Genomic DNA, 18911 nt, shown 5'->3' on the forward strand with positions numbered 1-18911 from the left:
TTAACCATGAAAAATTTCAAAACGCTTGGCCTAGTTACTGCAGCTTTATTCACAGCAAGTATTGCTCTTACAGCTTGCGGATCCGGTTCGACCAAAACAGCTAGCACCAGTGCTCCATCTGCTGCCGCAACGACAGCAGCAACAGCTGCTGCTAGTACGACACCGAAAGCTGATGGCGGTAAAGTCACGATTACGGTCGGTGCTTACTCCATTTTGAAAGAATCCTTTGATGTAATCCTACCAAAATTCAAAGAAGAATATAAAAAGAAAACCGGTACAACTGTTGAATTCCAAGAATCTTATGTCGCTTCCGGCTCACAAGCTACGGCTATCATTCAAGGTTTTGAAGCGGATATCGCTCCACTCTCTCTTGAAGGTGATATTCAAAAAATCGTGGAAAAAGGTCTAATAACACATGACTGGAAAAATACTCCTCAAAAAGGATTCGTAACAACTTCTATCGCCGCTATTGGTGTGCGTGAAGGGAATCCGAAAGGCATTAAGGATTGGTCTGATTTGACGAAACCAGGCGTTGAAGTCCTTATTCCGAACCCAAGTACATCTGGTGGTGCAAAATGGGATATCAATGCTGTCTACGGTGCTGGACTCAAAATTTCCGAAGCTGCTGGTAAGCAAGACCCTGCTGTAGCCAAAGATCTCGTAGCTAAAATATACAAAAACATCAAAGTTCTCGATAAGAGCGGTGCCGATTCCCTAGCAACCTTCGATAAAGGTGTAGGCGATGCCATCATCACGTATGAGAATGAACTTGTTGCTCGTATTCAAACCGGCAAGAAATATGTTGAAGTTATTCCACAATACACGACTTCCATTGAGAATCCAGTTGCTATTATTGATAAATACGTAGATAAGCATGGTAATCGTGTAGCAGTTCAAGCATTCTATGACTACTTGTTCTCTGCGGATGCTCAGAAAGTATTCGCTGACAAAGGTTTCCGTTCTGTTCTTCCTGAAGTCGCTAAGCAATATGAGAAGAACTACACAACGCCTCCAGGCCTATTCAATATCGAATACCTTGGTGGTTGGGATAAAGTGAACAAAGAGCTTTACGGTAAAGGTGCAATTTGGGAAACGATCCTTGCTGAAGGCGGAGCGAAGTAAACGAATTGCAAAAAGAACCCCCAGAGGCTACGAGCTTCCGGGGGTTTCGCTATTTCATTTACCATTAACTTGCTTTGGATATTTGATCCGCTTCAATTCCGCCACGATGATGATCGTAATAATCACCAACATAAACCACGAACTAATTTTACCCCAATGCACGATTCTCCAAGAAATTTCTTGATCTGGATAGCGCCAAGCGCCAAGAAACGTTGAAATATTTTCAGCCAGCCAAATAAATAAAGCAACTAACATGAAGGATAGGATCGTATGCATGCGATAGGTTTGGGTCGTAACCGTAAATAGAATATGAGATTTATAAAAAAGAATCACGATCAAGGCAATGAGAATCCACCTGATATCAAGCATAAAATGATGGGTAAAAAAATTAGCATATATACCTATCGACACCAGGATCGCCATGTATTTGCTAGGCCAGTTAATGAGATGCAAATCAAATCGTTTCCACGCCTGGCACACATAACTGGAGACACTAGCATACATAAAACCACTATACAGCGGGACTCCAGCTATTTTCGTCAAGCCTTCCTCTGGATAAGACCACGAACCCATGTGCACTTTATACAACTCAAGACAAAGTCCGATGATGTGAAATACCGTGATAACCTTCAGCTCATCAATACTCTCTAACTTCGTCCATACCAATAGCAATTGCGCAAGAATACACACAAGTAAAATGAAATCATAGCGATCTATGAATGGCAGCGGCACTGCTTTGGATACAGCCAAAGTCATAAAGATGATAACAGGAAAAATACAGCATAAGGCTTGTTTCCAACCGAAAATGAGAAAATCCTTCACATATTCACTCTTCATTCGTTCTCCTGAGTACCGTTAGTTTTCATATACTTGACCTCTGAGTGATTCACATTAACCAGCTCTTCATCAACGATAGAATCATCTTGTTTATTTACTTTTTGCCGCCAGATTTCATTGCCTCTGAACCACTTGCTTGAAGTTTCGTAGAATGAATGGTTCTTCTCTTTCACTCGATAATCATATCGATATTCTGTATCGCAGCTTATCGCACCTTCTAAATATGCTTCCGTGACCTCCAGATGAAATTGAAACCGATTCGCGGTTGGATTATAAAATTGCAAATCTACGTAATTATAAAATACACTCGTTCCCGTTCCAAATGGGATTACTCTGCGGTCGTCTGGAAATAGATCAAAGCTGTGATGGTGTCTTTCTTTGATCACAAGCGGCGTATGTAAAGCAAGCCAATATAACATATTCGCTAACTGACACAAACCACCGCCCGTACCTACACGAACTTCGCCATGAGAGAGCATGAGACCCTCGATATATCCCTTTTCTTTACTTGTCACACCAATTAGCTTCCAAAAAGAAAACGTCTCACCAGGATGAATCACGATCCCATCCACTTGTCTTAGTGCTATTTTCAAATTCACGATCTTATTTTCTTGTAAAATGGGATCCGTATTTCCGAGCACCCTCCGTAGGATAGATTTGTGCTTTTTCACTGTGTAAGTTAAGGGTTGATTACTTCTAACATATGCATATTTGATTTTGGGATTTAAATTCCTGATGCGTCGCTGCACGATCAACTGCTGGACGCGGAGCCTATATAAGAATGGAAATCGCTTGCCTATCCGTTGTTTCATCTCAACAAGTCCCACTGATTCTTCATCCTTATCTGTGAAAATAATATGGAGGCATAGTTTTTCTCTTTATTTGACTTCCTAACCACTTAAAAAGTTGTGTAATATGATGAGTTTCCTCTTACTTTGGATTAACGGATACAATCCAGAACCTGCCCGTTTTTTCATCAAAGTATAATTTCACAGTTCCAGATTGATTTTTCTCTAAGCGTTGATACCCCGTTCCCATCCCTGTAATACTTCGCCCAGGCATAAACGGTATTGGATATAAATTCCTATTTGTAAGAAGATCATAGCGTTCATAGGCTATAATTTCTTCATCTTGTGTCAGATTCATGCCTTCTTTCATGTTGAGCACGTTTTTGATAACAATTCTAGTAGAAACTAGCTTATCGCTGATATGTTGCTTACCTGTTCCGATGACTTCCGCTTCTGCATCAATTGGAATTGTAAAGAAATCATATACCCCGTACGTTTGGTCTCGTTTATCAATAATAAGATACTGGTCTGTAAGGCGATATGATATGGCGGCGACTACTACTACGATGACACTTGTAAGCAAAATTTTTATGATTCTTGACTTCATTCGGATGCCTTTCTTGGAAAAAAGTGGGGTACACGATTTCATCTATTCCTAATTATTCAATAACCATCCAAATATCCCTTCCTTTACCAAAGAAAAAGCAGTCCCCTCATTTGGGAACTGCTAGTAGTAATTAAGTAAAAGGAAACCTTATAGTCGTGCTTCCTTACGAAGCTTTCGTGCTGTAAACCGTGCTTCCGCGGATTCGAAGAGCTTTTTCTCTTCATCCGTCTCCGCAATAATGCCTGGGACTGGACACGGCTGGCCCACTTCATCTAAGGCAACAAACGTCAGAAACGACGTGGCTGTATGTTTTTTTTCACCGGTCAGAAGATTCTCGGACTCAATTTTTACATAAACCTCCATTGAACTCCGATGCGTCCACGTAACAAATGCTTCCAACTGTATCGCCTCGCCTAGCTTAACCGGTGCGAAAAAATCCAAGCTATCACTCGAAGCTGTTACCACACTCTTACGACAATGGCGCATGGAGGCAATCGTGGCAACTTTATCAATATATTGCATTACGCGACCACCAAAGACGGTGTTATGGTAGTTCGTGTCCGCTGGCAAAATAATTTCTGTCAACACGGTTCGAGACAGTCTTGCTGCTTTAGGTTCCATAGTGCTTGCCTCCGGATGATGACTTCAGACAGGGATTAGCGTACTTCAGTCATTCAGTTTAGTTGTAATTCAAAGTGAGCTTACTAGCTGCTTCTTTAGCTAGGCTGCGTGCTTCCTCCACTGTTTCCCCAGAACTCAGGGCAACAGCCATACGGCGACCTACTTTGGTTTCAGGCTTGCCAAATACTCTTACTTGCGTATTCGGTACGGATAATGCCTCGTCAATGCCGCTAATTGTATATTCGACTTGCTCTCGATCGGCTTTCAGCGTATAGCTGGCACCTGGCGTCAACAAGCGAACGCCCGTTATCGGGAATCCAAGAATTGCTCTCGCATGCAGCGCGAACTCACTGAGATCTTGCGTAGCCATCGTAACCATACCTGTATCATGCGGACGCGGGGACACTTCACTGAAGTATACGCCATCTGCGGTTAAGAATAGTTCAACGCCATATAAACCATGACCACCAAGTGCATCGGTAATCGTTTTTGCCATTTGCTGCGCATCCACAATTTGCTGCTCAGACATGGTATGCGGCTGCCAGGATTCGATATAATCGCCGTCTTTTTGAATATGACCAATTGGTTCACAATAGGTTGTTCCTGAAATAGAACGAACCGTCAACAACGTAATTTCGGATTCAAAATGGATAAATTCTTCGATGATCACACGCGCGTTCTTAGCACGTCCGCCTTCCATCGCAATGTTCCATGAAGCTTCTACACCCTCAGGTGTTCGGCAAACACTTTGCCCTTTTCCAGATGAGCTCATGATCGGTTTAATCACACAAGGTGTGCCGATTACAGCTACGGCGGCGTGCAATTCTTCAAGACTATTAGCAAACTCATATTTGGCTGTGCGTAGTCCCAGTGTTTCCGATGCAAGTCGACGAATTCCTTCTCTATCCATTGTTAAACGGGATGCTGTCGCCGTCGGAATAACACGGTAGCCTTCTTTTTCTAGTTCTACAAGAACAGATGTCGCGATCGCTTCGATTTCTGGCACAATGAGATCTGGGCGTTCTTTCTCAATAATCGCACGAAGCTGCTCGCCATCCAACATCGAAATAACGTGGCTTCGATGCGCAACCTGCATGGCTGGAGCATTCGCATAACGATCCACAGCAATCGTCTCAATACCGAGTCGTTGTGCTTCAATAATAACTTCTTTACCTAGCTCACCAGAGCCAAGCAGCATAATTTTCTTGGATTTGTTGGATAATGGTGCTCCGTACATGAGATGAAATGCCCCCTAAATGAAAGATGAGTACAAGCTATGAATGATGTTACGTATGTGATTCATCCGATTTGTGTCGGAGTTTGGCGAATTTTACCTAGAATGATCCTGATCTATTGTACTGGATTTTGAGGTTAAAAGATAGATGAGATCTTCAGATTACGCTCTTGGAAATTACACTACCCGTAACATTGCACGTGGCTCAACTAGGATAACAATATTAAAAATTCCCCAGTTAATTCTAGGATTTAGGAGATATACATCTTGAGAATCCCGATAAATAACTGGAGTTTATGTAGGTAATGACAAGTAAATGAACAGATTATGACTGAATCGATTTCAGCAAAAGCTTGCGTAAAATCGGCACAAGCTGTTCATGTAGGCCTTCCACATTCGGAACAACGATACTGCTTCGCCCATACATATTACGCATCGCGTTCCGCTGTGTTTCATGCACGGTGCCATTTGCTAGAAAAACGCTAATCACTTCGACACCCATGCGTCTAGCTTGCAGAACGGCTTCGTGTGTATCCAGGATGCCGACATCGTTGTAGTTGGCTGCCGAAGGCTCCCCATCCGAGAACACGAGGAGGATGCGCTGCCGCTCTGTGCGCCGCAGCAGCCGCTTCATCATCTCGCGAATAGCAAAGCCATCGCGATTGTCCTGCTGCGGCTCCAGTTGCATCAGCGCCGCGCCGCTCCCGACCGCGAGACAGGAGCCGAAATCCACCGCAACCTGGAACAGGTTCGGTGCCTCCTGCTCGGTTACGCGGTCCGCGTCCTCCCAGAATCCCACAATTTCATGTGGGATTCGCAGGTTTCGGAGGGTCTCGTGGAATAGCACGAGACCTAGCTTGGTTTCGTCCATTTTGTCATACATGGACGCCGAGCAGTCGACGAGCAGCGCGAACGCTGCGTCGAGCTGGGGTACTGGCGCGCGCTTCTTATAGAAGAGGCGCGGCAGCTCTTGCGTGATGGCTCGCGTAAGCCGCTTGTCGAGCCGCCCGAACAGCCGATCGCCGCGCGGGGCGATCCGCCTCTGCTCCAGCGTGCGCCGTATCGCACGCTGCAAGGGCTTCGCGAGCGGCGCTGCGCGCTCGCTCAAGCGCCTGAACCCGTCCTCCTGCGCAGCAGTAGGACGTTCAGGCAAGAGCCAGGTCGCCGTCGCATACGCGGCGACCTCGCCCTCCCCGTGCCCCGCGGCAGCGGGCACGGAAGGCCCTTGGCGCCGCTCAGCGGCGGCGCCGGTGCGCTGGGCGCGCTGCGAGCGCCCCTGGGTGATGGCGAGCGCCTGGTCGGCGGCATCGCCCTCACGGGGCGCAGAGCCCTGCGCGGCGGTGCGAGCGCCGCGCTCCAGCTCGAACCGCAGCAGGCCTGGGCTGCGGTCGCTGCTCTCACGATGCCAAGTCGGCATCCGCTCTTGGCCGGGCAATTGACGCTCCCCCGCTTGGTCGGGGAGCACATCATCGTTAGCGAGCCGCTTCGCGCGCTTCAGCTCGCCTTTATAGTCCGCAGGCAGCGGATCTGCGATACCGCTTCCTTGCTGTGTCCAGAAGTAACTAGACACAGCATCACGATCCAACCATGGGGTCAGCGACTCCAACATGTCTTTACACAAAGCCGCAACCTGAGCCGTTTGCCTCGCTTCCTCTACTTGCTCTAACATTACGTATAGAGCACCTAAACGGCCCGTTAACTCGCTGCCAAGCGCAGAAGAGAACGACTCACCTTGCCACGACTTTCCAGTGAACCAACCATATACGATCAACAGCAACGCATCCGCCAACTCACCTTTGCTCACATGCGTTCGTAGCTTATGCCCAAAATATCCGCCTAAGATATGATGCCGATGTGCAAAGACAGCTCCCATTCCAGGACGTTGACTGCGGCAAATGCGCTCCAAACGCATATCCTCGCATAGTGCAAATAAGCTATTCGCCAGCTTCGGAAACTTGACACTCGAACAGTAATGAAGGTAGTCGGTCACTGCCACCTTACCTGTAAACCAAGCGCTGCCAAGGCAGCGCAGATACACATCGCTTTTCATACCCGCTGTTTTGTCACGAAGCGGATAATCCCACCAAAACTGACTCACCGTCATTTGCAAAGCAGTTTCATCATAATGCGCATGAAATCCAGCCTCGACATCCAGCTTTCCACGTTTCGTAAATAAACGAGCCAAATCCACCAACTGCATATGGAGCAGTGCATCGATTTTATCATCCAATCGGCTAAGGCTTCCTACGAACATGGTTTTACAGTAACGTTTCAGCCGTATTCATCACAGCTGCACGTTCCCTTTCATCCTCTAGCTTATCCGCAATCGCCCGCGTAACTGCCCGCATCGGTGGTATATAAGCTGCCAAATCACATGCATCTAACAAAGCCCTAATCGAACCGGCTTCATCGGGCAGTTGACCCATTTCAATCAGGGAAAGCAAATCAGCGGATAGTTGAACGAAGGTGCGTAACAGCTTATCATCCCGCAATACGGAACGACTTTGTAACAACTGAAACAATAATTCACCTTGCAAATAAGGCACTTCCACCGTGACGAAACGATTTTTCAGCGCTTCATTTAACGGAACAGTTCCAATGTAGCCTTCATTAATCGCTGCGACAACTCTGAAATTCGGATGCGCAGTAATTACTTCGCCTGTGAATGGGTTTGTTATCGATCTGCGGTGATCCAGCACGCCATTGATAAGAGGCAGTGTTTCTGGCTTGGCCATATTAATCTCATCAATATAGAGAAAGTGCCCCTTGGTCATCGCTTTCATAATTGGACCGGGGATAAAAGCAATTTGACTCCGCCCTTGCTCATCATGTGTGAGCGTTTTGAAGCCAAGTAGCGCCTCCGCATCCAAATCCGTGGAACAATTCACGCTGTGCATGGGCTGATTAAAAACAGCGGATACGTGCTCCGCAAGTTTCGTTTTGCCCGAGCCTGTCGGACCTTTTAGGAGTACATTTTTGCCTAGAAATAGAGACAAGATTGTATCTGTAAGTAATTCCTCTGTGGGGGCTTCATATGCCGCAATTCCGATTAACTTGCTATCCTCGGCGGTATGGAGGACCTGTTTTTGCTCCTCCAAACGCGTACGGACCTCGGGTGGCAATGCATCTATTTTCAAAACATCTGTCATCATCGCGTCGGTATTCCTTTCCTGATTGCCGTATTCTCTAACTATTATCAGGAAAGCGCGAATTGTCAAGCTTCATCAGATTAACCAAGGCTCCTCAATGGCGGAATGAGCATAGAAAGCCATAGCTTCTCCACAAGTTGGGCAGCTTGGTTTGGAAGATAATTCGTTGTATACCTCCGCCAAACTATAAGCCGTCTCATAATTAATCGCGATCATCACATCTTCTTTGTGGACATATTCACATATTCTCGAGCTGCAGTAGGCACGAACCTTGTATTTATTACTCATTTGGGACTATTGAATGTATATTGCACCATCGTATTAAACTCGTGCAAGTACATATCCATGCGTTTGTTTTTTCGTTGCTGCATGTCGTAGTACATCATCCGGTTAACGAACAACGCATTCGACGAAATGAAAATATGCGAATCCGGATAAATACGTGTTAAGACATGACGAATCACATTGAGGCTGTCACTAGGTAAAGGCTTCGCAGATACCCAATCCATGTGAGCGCCCATGCCTGAGCCGAATAATCCCGCTTCCGTCGCAGAATCGTTATATTTGCTTAATCGCTTAACTTGATCATGCATACCTGGATCTTGAAACTCTCCCATATCAACAGCTACGTAGATATTCGTATCCGTCATTGCGATTGAAGTCGTGCCCAAACGAGCCTCTTGCATCACTTGATCAGCTACTTCGCGGTTCATGGAAAGATATGTATTGCGATGAGGATCCTCTTCCTCTATGCGTGTTTGATCTACCTTTCTGGCAGGTGCAGCGACTTTCATAGGGTCTCGAAGCTTCGCATCTCCAGAATCTGAAAGTCCGACACTTTGGATTGACAGCGATGCCTTTTCTAGTTTGTTTGAGTGAGTTGCTGAACACCCCGTCAACCCGACGAAGGCAGCCGTCATTATGACTGACATTTTCACAGCTTTCATCGTCATTCCCCCTATTTCTCTCTATATTTCACTTGCTTGAAAGCCCATCCGCTTCCTTGGTATACGCAATTAGCGCAATTTCGTACCCTAGTTCCTCTTTCATCCGAGTTTCTAGATTGCGAAGATCTTGCATTAACTCCTCATGAATACCTAAATTTGCAAAATGATACGATTCCATTTCCATGTTCAATTGCCCCCTTTCTACACTTCAATCAACACTAGTGTTAATATGGTCAATTTCCATTATTTTTACTAACCGTCTCGGTGAAAATTTGACAGTTCTTCTCCTGACAACCCTATCTCCCTTTAGAAAATGAGAATCTGCACTTATTCTTAGGCGTGGCCCAAAAAAGGCTACTCGTGTAAATAACGATGTGCGATAACGTTATATTCTCCAACGTTTCACCTACGACGGTTAGGTGAATCACAAAAAAACCTCTATCGCCGCCACTCAAGTTGAATGGTTTGGTAGAGGTTCATTTCGCTTTCAATCATCTAATCTTCTTTCTTCCTGGTCTCATCCATATCTTCTAACAGCTTGCGAACAGCTTCCGGATCTACATTTCCTTGATCATGAAAAGCTCTAAGCTTCTGAAGGAGATCAGCAGCAATAGCCTCATCCTCGGATTGTTCTGCCTCGTGTGAAGGGTCAAACCAGATGTAGAAACCTTCTGGTCCATTTCTTAAGAAGGCAGCATTCCAATGCTCTGGATAGGCATACCCTTGCTCGCCAAAAATCATGCCAAGCACATCATCATTCTCAATTGGCATTAAGTAATGGAAGGACTCCGGCTCACCTGTATTGGTGAAATCTCGGTGCATATAGGCGTAATGCAAGTAATGTTCACCAGTCTCTGAATCCTTCGATATTTCATACAGATCTAACTCCGTTTGCAACAATTCCTTCACGGAAATAATACGAGTCGCAATTGTTTCAGCTGATATTTTCTGATGCTGCGTTAAAGATGCTTCCATTTGCCTCTCCTCCTATCTCCAAGCGATTACCCTGCAGGTGAATTGGACTACGAATCCGATCTTCGTGTAGATTCCACTAAAGTATCACGCAAAGAACGTTTCGGCAGCTTCCATTTGTAGTTAACTGAGAACATACGTAAAATGATGATAAGTGCAAAAAGAATAGCTAACTGCCATGTGCCCTGTGACCAGCCAAGCCCAACTAACGCTCCTGCTAACATACCCCAGACCGCATAAATTTCATCTTTGAGCACCATCGGTTTCCGACCTGCTAGCACATCGCGGACCATACCTCCGCCAATCCCAGTGAGTACCGCGGCAACGATAATGGCACTTAATGGATGGCCCATATTCGTCGCATATAGCGCCCCTTGGATGGCGAATGCCGCTAAGCCAATGGCATCGAAGAAGGCTTCCCAGGTTTTCCACATTCGAATATATTTCACTGGCATAAGGAAGACAGCTGTCATCGCAAATAAAGCGATTTGAAAGTACATCCCTTGCTCCCAAAGAAGTACAATCGGTTTTCCGATAAGCATATTGCGAATGATCCCACCGCCAAACGCGGTAACAAGCCCAAGTACATACACACCTAAGATATCATATTCTTCTTCCATCGCCACGATCGCACCACTAACTGCGAAGGCGATCGTCCCAATGATACTAAATAACTCCCAGTTCACTTGCTTGCAGCTCCTGTCTACTCGATGTCCCAGTTCAATTTCACTTCATTGCCCGTTTGCGATGAACGGTAAATCGCATCTAGGATCAAATTATTCGTATAGCCTGTCATGACAGAAGTTAACGGCTGAGAACCACTCGAGATACTAGACAAGAAATGCTGCACCATACGTGCACGTGGATCATCATTCGCTGCAGGAGCCGAAAGTTCCGTCTCCACGATCCGATCGAATTTTTCAGCAAAAAGTTTTCCTTTCGCACCTTTCAAATAGGCACCGCCTTCAGAACCAAGCAGCTGCACAACTGGCAAGTTATCCGTTTCGAGCAAGCCTGCCCAGCTGACATCCAAGGAAAGAGTTGCCCCATTTTCAAATTTAATCAAGGCTGTCGCTAAATCCTCAACATCAAATTTCCCTTCCCAGTTCGGAGCTCCCCATGTGCCAATCCCTTGCTTGCGTGGTCCGAACTCTGCATAGGTTGATCCATACACCGAAACTGGCTTTGGATTCCCCATCAAATACATGGTTAGATCTAACATATGTACGCCAAGATCGATTAAAGGACCTCCGCCTGATTTATCCATTTGGGTGAACCAAGTTCCCCAGCCTGGAATGCCCTTACGTCTCAGATAGCTCGCTTTCGCATGATAAATGTGACCAAGCGCACCTTTCTCCACTTGCTCCTTCACTGCTATAGACGCTGCTTCCCAACGCATTTGGTGCGGAATCATCAGAATCTTGCCCGATTTGCGCTCTGCTTCAACAATTTGACGAGCAGATGCTAAATCAATCGCCATCGGCTTTTCCAGCATAACATGCTTGCCAGCCTCTAACGCCTTAATCGCAATTGGTGCATGCCACTCATTCGAAACCGCTATGACAACGGCATCAATCGTAGGATCCTCTAACAATTTATCTGAATTTGCATATACTTGTTCAATGTTATGATCTTTCGCTCTCATTTCAGCAAGCGGCAAATAGACATCTGTCACACCTGCAAGCTGCGCCCATGGTATTGTTTTGAACGTCTCCATGTGTACATTTCCGATATTTCCGGCGCCAATAATCCCAATGCGAGTTGGTTTTGTTACTGTCATTTCTGTGACCCTCCAGAACCTGTTAGAATACAATCTTATCTATTATAAATGGGGATAACCCTCCCCGCAACCACGAATCTGGCCCTCTAAAATTTATCTTAGCGGAACTAGCCCTGTAGCGCTATTATTCACATATAATAAATTGCTAAAACTTTTTTAATAGTTGCACGCAAACATATTTAACATTTGAAATGTATCCTAAATAGTGTAAGGCAGCAACAAAGCAGCATTTACAGTGTAAAGGAGGGCTTAAACATGCAAGCAAACACAATCCGTTTCAAGAATAAATCGATCCCTGTGATGAATTTTACTCATAAACGTTCCCAAATGGAGTTACTCTCAACTAAATTGAAGGAATACGAACTTCATTTTGAATTTCGCAGAAAATTAAAAATGATCTCGATGATCGAGATCATTGGTGATGTCGCTATTTTCAAATACAATGATGGTACCAAATTGTACTTAGAAGTTTCCTAATTGGACGGTGGAAAATATTCTTTATTCAGCTGATCAAGCTCCTGCAGAGAGCGTCGGGCCCATGCTTCCATGTCTGACAGCTTATCGATCTGAGCCAATAGCGCTCTCTTCAGAGACACTTGGTAATCTGGCACCTCACCCGCATAAGGACGGATCGTTGCAATCGGCATTAACGCAATCTCTTGATGAGATAATGCCCTTCTTTGATGAAAAAAAGCTACGCTTGGATCCATCGGATTATGTAAATCTCCTTGTGTTGGGTGATCCTTCACGGCAAGAATACGAACAGCCGCCTTCATGCTAGAGGACATCTCTACAACCTCACCATAATAAACCCCTGTTTTATACTCAGCGATAACGCGGTCTCCGATTTGAAAGCTCATTGTATACTTCACTCCTATTCTTATTCTACTAACGGCATTAGTCTGCGGTATAGCTCATCCACGGATTGCATCCGATATATATATTGTTTCTCTTTTCCAGGTTCGATAACGACAACACAAGGGACACTTGCAATTTGCCATTCTTGACTGATCTGAGGCAAAAAATTAATGTTACATTTCACTAACGGCATGTTCGGCTTCATCGTCAGTATAATGTCCAGCATGCGTTCTGTTACTTTGCAGGTACCGCATAGCGGCGTGTACATAAAGACTGCAAACGATTTGTCCTTATCTTGATTTACTTTGAATTGTAATTCTTGTTGAGATAATTCCTGCATCGCTATGCCCCTCTTTCATCCAGCCATACTAGGCTTTCAAACGCATAGTCGATCAAATCAGAAAAGTCATCGAGGTGACTCTCATCAATTTTGCGCCCAAAGGATAATGTAATAAGATTGCGGTACTCCTCTGGTTGTTCTCCAAACAAATACGATATTTGCTGGGTTATACGAGGCCGTTGTTCCCAAATGGCGTTCAATTGTGCTTCTATCATCGGACAGTCGATTTCGGGGTCATCCACATGTGTATGAAGCTTAATTAACAGCGTGCAACCCGGCTTAGCCGTAGGATTTTCTAGAATCTCAGCTGCCAAATCACTCAAATGTACATGTAAGTGAATTTCTGCTTTATTCGGTAACCCCACTTGTCTAGCAAATTCAATAGCAAATGTGCGAGACATCGAGGACAAGTCAATTAAATCTTCTCTTCGTGTTATGATGATTTTACCTTCCAAATCCAAATCATAGACTGCCCCTTCGAGCACAACTTTGATATTGTCATAGATCGTCGGATCAAACATCCCCACACACCTTCTTTCATCTTTTCTTTGATTCGATTATACTATGGATATACCACGTAAAGAAGGTGTTCTTATGTCAGACAAGCCTCAAGACCAGCAAGCCGACCAGGTCGAACCACAAGGTGTCAAAAAAGTCAGTTTAGCCGACGCGATCAAAGCCAAACTAGCTCAGAAACAAGCGGATCAAGCCGCAGCACGCGCTAACCCGAAAGCAGCAGGAAATGCGAATCAAACTGCGAAAAGCCAAATGACCAAAAAAGTAAATAACCAACGCCGTCGCACCGGCGGCAGCTAGACAACACTTTGTGTAGCTAAAAGCGCCCTGAAAGTAACACTTCAGGGCGCTTTTTAGTTTATTCTTACGCGTAATGAATTTCGCGTTGTTTTTTCACATCTTCGCTTTCCAAATACTCATCATACGTAAACATTTTATCGATGAGACCTTTTGGCGTAAGCTCCATAACGCGATTAGCAATCGTTTGGATGAACTGATGGTCATGGGAAACGAATAGCATCGTACAGTCAGTATCAACAAGCCCATTGTTCAGCGCCGTAATTGACTCCAAATCCAAATGGTTGGTAGGCTCATCAAGGATCAATACGTTGGCTCCGCTTAGCATCATTTTGGAGAACATACAACGCACTTTCTCTCCTCCGGAAAGCACATTCGCTTTCTTCAATGCTTCTTCACCAGAGAACAACATACGCCCTAGGAATCCGCGAAGGAATGACTCATCTTGATCCTTGGAGTATTGACGAAGCCAGTCTACCAATGTCAGATCAGAGTTGAAATAATCTTGGCTGTCTTTCGGGAAGTAAGCTTGAGAAGTCGTGATCCCCCATGAGAATGTACCACTGTCTGCTTCCATTTCGCCCATCAAAATTTTAAACAGTGTCGTTTTCGCAATGCCATCAATGCCAACGAAAGCAACTTTATCGCCTTTATTAATCGTAAAGGTTACGTTATTTAATACTTGAACACCATCAATTGTTTTGGAAATCCCCTCAACAGCAAGCAACTGCTTGCCTGCTTCACGCTCACCTTTGAAGTGAATGAACGGATATTTACGGCTGGAAGGACGAATATCTTCAAGTGTAAGTTTCTCCAATTGCTTTTTACGGGAAGTCGCTTGCTTGGATTTGGAGGCATTCGCACTAAAGCGCGCGATAAAGGCTTCCAATTCTTTTCGTTTTTCTTCGGTTTTCTTATTCGCATCACGTGTTAAACGAAGTGCCAATTGGCTGGACTCATACCACCAGTCATAGTTACCAACGTACATTTGGATTTTACCAAAGTCGATATCTGCGATATGGGTACATACTTGGTTCAGGAAGTGACGGTCATGTGATACGACGATTACAGTGCCTTCGAAACGGGACAAGAAGTGCTCCAGCCAACGAATGGACTCTAAGTTCAAATGGTTGGTAGGCTCATCGAGTAAAAGAATGTTTGGGTTACCGAATAAAGCTTGTGCTAAGAGCACGCGAACTTTTTCGTTTCCATCAAGATCCTTCATTTTCGTGTCATGCATGGATGTTGGAATACCTAGACCGATCAAAAGCTCTGCTGCGTCGGACTCTGCTTGCCAGCCGTCAAGATCTTGGAATTCGCCTTCAAGCTCAGCAGCTCTCATGCCGTCTTCTTCGGAGAAATCAGCTTTCGCATACAAAGCGTCCTTCTCTTCCATAATTTTGAACAAACGGGAATGCCCCATAACAACAGTTTTCAAAACTTCGATTTCATCAAATTCGTAATGGTTCTGTTTCAGAACAGCCATACGCTCGCCTGGTGTGATGTTAACTTCGCCTGTGTTAGGCTCGATCTCACCGGAAAGAATTTTGAGGAAAGTCGATTTACCTGCACCATTTGCTCCGATCAAGCCGTAGCAATTTCCTGGTGTGAATTTAATATTGGCGTCTTCGAACAGGGCTCTCTTGCCGTAACGAAGCGTCACGTTATTTACACTAATCATGGAGTATATATACCTACCTTTTTGTTATTTTCTTTTAACTACTTCTTCTATCATAACTTATTTCGTTCAATTTCTTCTACTAACTCTGATAAATAAGTCCATCTTTCCATCGCAGCTTCAAGTTCCGCCGTGGTTTGCAGCTCTTGTTCATAGAGATCACGAGCGAGATCAAAGTTACTGCCAGAGCTCTCGATTTGTTTTTTCAAGCTGTCGACTTTGTCCTCCAGTGTAGCAATGGTATTCTCGATTTCGTCCCATTCTTTCTGGTCTTTAAATGATAGTTTCTTCGGACGATTCGTGGCTGGAGCTGCGCCTGAATTTGAAGGTGTAGAAGCAGGACTACCGCTAGTCGTCTTCGAGTTCGCTTGGCGCACGATTTCTTTCCGAGCTTGCTCCGCCTCTTCTTGTTCCCGTTTATCTTCCAAATAGTCGGAATATGTTCCGATGAACGGCTCGATCCCACCATTTCCATCGAAGGCAAATAAATGCGTCACGGTTCGATCCAAGAAGTAGCGATCATGAGAAACCGTAATAACAGCCCCAGAGAATTGATCCAGATAATCTTCCAGTATCGTCAAAGTTTGGATGTCCAAGTCATTGGTCGGCTCATCGAGGAGCAGAACATTCGGTTCACCCATAAGCGTTCGCAATAAATAAAGTCTACGACGTTCTCCGCCTGAAAGCTTGCCGATTGGCGACCACTGCAAATTAGGAGAGAATAAGAAACGCTCAAGCATCTGTGCGGCCGAAATGGTTTCACCATCCGACGTGCGAATCTGCTCTGCAGCTTCCTTGATATATTCAATCACACGCATCTTCTCGTCCATCTCGACGTTCTCTTGTGTGTAATAGGCCAACTTGACGGTTGTACCGGTCTCGATCGTGCCGCTGTCGGGCTGAATACGCCCGGCGAGCATGTTCAGCAGCGTCGACTTACCGCTGCCGTTCGGACCAATGATGCCGAGACGATCCTTCGGCATCACGATGTAGCTGAAGCCGCTGAGCAGCTGCTTCCCGCTGTTGAAAGACTTGGTGATGGCGTCCAGCTCCATCACCTTTTTGCCAAGGCGGCTGCCTGCCAGCGCCATGTCGAGCTTGTCAGCGGGACCGTCTACTTTGCGGTCCCGAAGATCCTCGGCGCGGTTAATACGCGCCTTCTGTTTCGTCGTGCGCGCCTTCGCGCCGCGACGGAGCCAGGCCAGCTCGCGGCGGAGGAGATTCTGCCGCTTATCTTCACTAGCGGCTTCGGAATCCATCCGCTCCGCCTTCTTCTCGAGGAACCACTCGTAGTTCCCCTCATAGCTGTAGATCTTGCCCCGGTCCAGCTCCAGAATGCGGGTGGTGACCCGCTCTAGGAAGTACCGGTCATGGGTAACGAGCAGCAAAGCGCCGCGCCATTTGCTGAGAAACTCCTCGAGCCAGATGGCCGTCTCGTTATCAATATGGTTCGTCGGCTCATCCAGGATGAGCAGATCGGCGGGCTGAATGAGCACGCGCGCCATGGCGACGCGTTTGCGTTGACCGCCGGACAGCTGGCCGACGGGCTTGTCGAACTCGCTGATGCCGAGCTTCATCAGCACGGTTTTGGCCAAGGTGCTGGCTTCCCAGGCACCTTGCTCATCCATACGCGCCTGGGCAGAGAACAGGCGCGCTTGTTTCTTCTCGTTGGAGGAATCCAGCTCCAACTCTGCAAGGGCTAGCTCATAGTCGCGCAGCGTCTTCATGAGCGGTGAATCACCGTGGAATACTTGCTCAAGCACCGTGGAGTTCGGATCGAACTCTGGGTTTTGCGGCAAGTATTCCACGCGGAAATGGTTCGCGTGCACAAGCTTGCCGCGATCCGGGGATTCCAGACCCGCCAGCATCTTCAGCAGCGTGGACTTGCCTGTGCCGTTCACGCCGATGAGGCCAATACGCTGCTTCTCGTTCAGTGTGAACGAGATATCGTCGAAGAGCACTTTGTCTCCATAGGTTTTGGTAATATCGACTGCGCTTAGAATATTCATCCTTGCACCGGCTCCTGGATGTACGCAGCAAGCAGAGCTGCTGTATTCACTACAGCATCCATATGCGTACGCTCCATGCTATGTGACGCATGAACTCCTGGCCCAATTAACGCCGCCCGAATGTCGCGGCCGCCTCTAAGCGCTGCGGATGCATCCGATCCATAGCGCGGATAAATGTCAACAGCGTAGCCGATTTCCAGCTTCTCGGCATGTTCAATCATTTTCGACGTCATCGCATAGTCGTAAGGACCTGACGAGTCTTTCGCACAAATGGAAACATCGCGCTCGCTTCCACTCAAATCATCACCAAGCGCGCCCATATCAACCGCGATAAAGTCTGTAATATCTTCTGGAATAAAAGATGAGCCGTGACCCACCTCTTCATAGTTGGAGAAGAACAGCTTGATCGTATAGTAAGGTTGAATGCTTTGTTCTTTCAACCATTTAAGAAGACCAAACAGGGATGCCACGCTCGCTTTATCATCCAAATGGCGAGATTTCACATACCCATTTTCCTTTACCTGTACACGCGGATCGAAAGAGATAAAATCGCCGACACGAATACCAAGTGCTTGCACATCTTTTTTGGAGTTCACAAGTTCATCAATCCGTACTTCCATATTCGCTTCATCGCGCTTGTACTCTCTCGCATCATCGTATACGTGCACGGATGGTCTTGACGTAAGAATCGTACCATCATAAACACGCTCATCACGGGTATGAATTTGCACATACTCATTCTCGATTGCGCCCATCATAAACCCGCCAAGTGACGTAATTTTCAATGTGCCATTCTCTTTAATTGAACGAACCATAGCACCAAGTGTGTCCACGTGCGCAGAAATGCCAATCACACGATCAGAACTCTCGCCTGGAATGGTCACGATGCCGCAGCCTTTATTCGTATAAGAAAGCTCAAAGCCAAGCTTACTCACTTCTAGCTCAACTTTTTGCATAATGTGATGCGTATATCCTGTTGGACTAGGAGTCCGCAGCAGCATTTCTAGAACTTCTGTCATGTAAGCTCTATTTAAATTGGACTTCACTTGGATTCCTCTCCCATGCCTATGTAATTTCGCACCTGCGCTAAACACACAAAAAACAGTGCAGCCTAAGAATTTTCGCTCGTCCCTGACAACGTCAAGAACGAGCCTCT

21 protein-coding genes are annotated in these 18911 nt (G+C 46.0%); 3 read left to right on the forward strand and 18 right to left on the reverse strand.

Annotation, left to right across the window (positions count from 1 at the left end; translation table 11 throughout):
• The first annotated feature begins 6 nt into the window (after positions 1 to 6).
• Positions 7 to 1122, forward strand: a complete 1116-nt coding sequence (locus GC096_RS13435; RefSeq protein ID WP_171630746.1) for a sulfate ABC transporter substrate-binding protein — start codon at positions 7 to 9, stop codon at positions 1120 to 1122.
• A 54-nt stretch (positions 1123 to 1176) separates the two neighbouring features.
• Here the strand turns inward: GC096_RS13435 and GC096_RS13440 are convergent, their stop codons facing one another.
• The 12 genes from GC096_RS13440 to GC096_RS13495 form a co-directional block, all read right to left on the reverse strand.
• Complete coding sequence (locus GC096_RS13440) at positions 1177 to 1959, reverse strand: DUF817 domain-containing protein (protein ID WP_171630748.1); 783 nt, start codon at positions 1957 to 1959, stop codon at positions 1177 to 1179.
• Entirely contained in the window at positions 1956 to 2771 is an 816-nt protein-coding gene (locus tag GC096_RS13445) for a VanW family protein (protein WP_171630750.1), read from the reverse strand. The genes GC096_RS13440 and GC096_RS13445 overlap by 4 nt, the downstream gene beginning before the upstream one ends.
• Before the next feature lie 118 nt (positions 2772 to 2889).
• Entirely contained in the window at positions 2890 to 3354 is a 465-nt protein-coding gene (locus GC096_RS13450; protein WP_171630752.1) for a hypothetical protein, read from the reverse strand.
• Between the two features lie 147 nt (positions 3355 to 3501).
• The gene (locus GC096_RS13455) at positions 3502 to 3975 is read right to left on the reverse strand and encodes an acyl-CoA thioesterase (protein WP_171630754.1); all 474 of its coding nucleotides are present in this window, start codon (positions 3973 to 3975) and stop codon (positions 3502 to 3504) included.
• 58 nt (positions 3976 to 4033) lie between these two features.
• The gene (gene purT, locus GC096_RS13460; RefSeq protein ID WP_171630756.1) at positions 4034 to 5212 is read right to left on the reverse strand and encodes a formate-dependent phosphoribosylglycinamide formyltransferase; all 1179 of its coding nucleotides are present in this window, start codon (positions 5210 to 5212) and stop codon (positions 4034 to 4036) included.
• A 322-nt stretch (positions 5213 to 5534) separates the two neighbouring features.
• Positions 5535 to 7439 carry a nitric oxide reductase activation protein NorD gene (locus GC096_RS13465; RefSeq protein WP_246302733.1) on the reverse strand — a complete coding sequence of 635 codons (1905 nt, stop codon included), beginning with the start codon at positions 7437 to 7439 and terminating at the stop codon, positions 5535 to 5537.
• 28 nt (positions 7440 to 7467) lie between these two features.
• Positions 7468 to 8361, reverse strand: a complete 894-nt coding sequence (locus GC096_RS13470) for an ATP-binding protein (RefSeq protein WP_171630760.1) — start codon at positions 8359 to 8361, stop codon at positions 7468 to 7470.
• Positions 8362 to 8642: 281 nt separating this feature from the next.
• Positions 8643 to 9305 carry a hypothetical protein gene (locus GC096_RS13475; protein ID WP_171630762.1) on the reverse strand — a complete coding sequence of 221 codons (663 nt, stop codon included), beginning with the start codon at positions 9303 to 9305 and terminating at the stop codon, positions 8643 to 8645.
• A gap of 28 nt (positions 9306 to 9333) precedes the next feature.
• Positions 9334 to 9489 carry a hypothetical protein gene (locus tag GC096_RS13480; protein ID WP_171630764.1) on the reverse strand — a complete coding sequence of 52 codons (156 nt, stop codon included), beginning with the start codon at positions 9487 to 9489 and terminating at the stop codon, positions 9334 to 9336.
• Between the two features lie 311 nt (positions 9490 to 9800).
• A complete protein-coding gene (locus GC096_RS13485; protein ID WP_171630766.1) occupies positions 9801 to 10280 on the reverse strand; it encodes a hypothetical protein in 480 nt (159 codons plus the stop codon).
• Between the two features lie 47 nt (positions 10281 to 10327).
• Complete coding sequence (locus GC096_RS13490; RefSeq protein WP_171630768.1) at positions 10328 to 10963, reverse strand: trimeric intracellular cation channel family protein; 636 nt, start codon at positions 10961 to 10963, stop codon at positions 10328 to 10330.
• A gap of 17 nt (positions 10964 to 10980) precedes the next feature.
• Positions 10981 to 12057, reverse strand: a complete 1077-nt coding sequence (locus GC096_RS13495; protein WP_171630770.1) for a Gfo/Idh/MocA family protein — start codon at positions 12055 to 12057, stop codon at positions 10981 to 10983.
• A gap of 255 nt (positions 12058 to 12312) precedes the next feature.
• Between GC096_RS13495 and GC096_RS13500 the strand changes: the two genes are divergently transcribed.
• The gene (locus tag GC096_RS13500) at positions 12313 to 12534 is read left to right on the forward strand and encodes a hypothetical protein (RefSeq protein WP_056621044.1); all 222 of its coding nucleotides are present in this window, start codon (positions 12313 to 12315) and stop codon (positions 12532 to 12534) included.
• On the opposite strand, the gene kapB is transcribed toward GC096_RS13500, so the two are convergent.
• The 3 genes from kapB to GC096_RS13515 are packed head-to-tail and all read right to left on the reverse strand — an operon-like array spanning position 12531 to position 13776.
• The gene (gene kapB, locus GC096_RS13505; RefSeq protein ID WP_171630772.1) at positions 12531 to 12917 is read right to left on the reverse strand and encodes a kinase-associated lipoprotein KapB; all 387 of its coding nucleotides are present in this window, start codon (positions 12915 to 12917) and stop codon (positions 12531 to 12533) included. The two genes, GC096_RS13500 and kapB, sit on opposite strands and share 4 nt — an antisense overlap.
• A 20-nt stretch (positions 12918 to 12937) precedes the next feature.
• Positions 12938 to 13255: a thioredoxin family protein gene (locus tag GC096_RS13510; RefSeq protein WP_171630774.1), complete on the reverse strand. Its 318-nt coding sequence runs from the start codon at positions 13253 to 13255 to the stop codon at positions 12938 to 12940.
• Positions 13256 to 13257: 2 nt separating this feature from the next.
• Positions 13258 to 13776 carry a hypothetical protein gene (locus GC096_RS13515; RefSeq protein WP_171630776.1) on the reverse strand — a complete coding sequence of 173 codons (519 nt, stop codon included), beginning with the start codon at positions 13774 to 13776 and terminating at the stop codon, positions 13258 to 13260.
• Between the two features lie 73 nt (positions 13777 to 13849).
• On the opposite strand from GC096_RS13515, the gene GC096_RS13520 reads away from it, so the two are divergent.
• Positions 13850 to 14071 carry a hypothetical protein gene (locus GC096_RS13520; RefSeq protein ID WP_171630778.1) on the forward strand — a complete coding sequence of 74 codons (222 nt, stop codon included), beginning with the start codon at positions 13850 to 13852 and terminating at the stop codon, positions 14069 to 14071.
• A 64-nt stretch (positions 14072 to 14135) separates the two neighbouring features.
• Here the strand turns inward: GC096_RS13520 and GC096_RS13525 are convergent, their stop codons facing one another.
• The 3 genes from GC096_RS13525 to GC096_RS13535 are packed head-to-tail and all read right to left on the reverse strand — an operon-like array spanning position 14136 to position 18801.
• Positions 14136 to 15749: an ABC-F family ATP-binding cassette domain-containing protein gene (locus GC096_RS13525; protein WP_171630780.1), complete on the reverse strand. Its 1614-nt coding sequence runs from the start codon at positions 15747 to 15749 to the stop codon at positions 14136 to 14138.
• Between the two features lie 50 nt (positions 15750 to 15799).
• Complete coding sequence (locus GC096_RS13530; protein ID WP_171630782.1) at positions 15800 to 17755, reverse strand: ABC-F family ATP-binding cassette domain-containing protein; 1956 nt, start codon at positions 17753 to 17755, stop codon at positions 15800 to 15802.
• Entirely contained in the window at positions 17752 to 18801 is a 1050-nt protein-coding gene (locus tag GC096_RS13535) for a M42 family metallopeptidase (protein WP_312886262.1), read from the reverse strand. The genes GC096_RS13530 and GC096_RS13535 overlap by 4 nt, the downstream gene beginning before the upstream one ends.
• Positions 18802 to 18911 lie beyond the last annotated feature (110 nt).

The organism is Paenibacillus plantarum, assembly GCF_013141695.1.
GTDB classification, from domain to species: domain Bacteria; phylum Bacillota; class Bacilli; order Paenibacillales; family NBRC-103111; genus Paenibacillus_E; species Paenibacillus_E plantarum.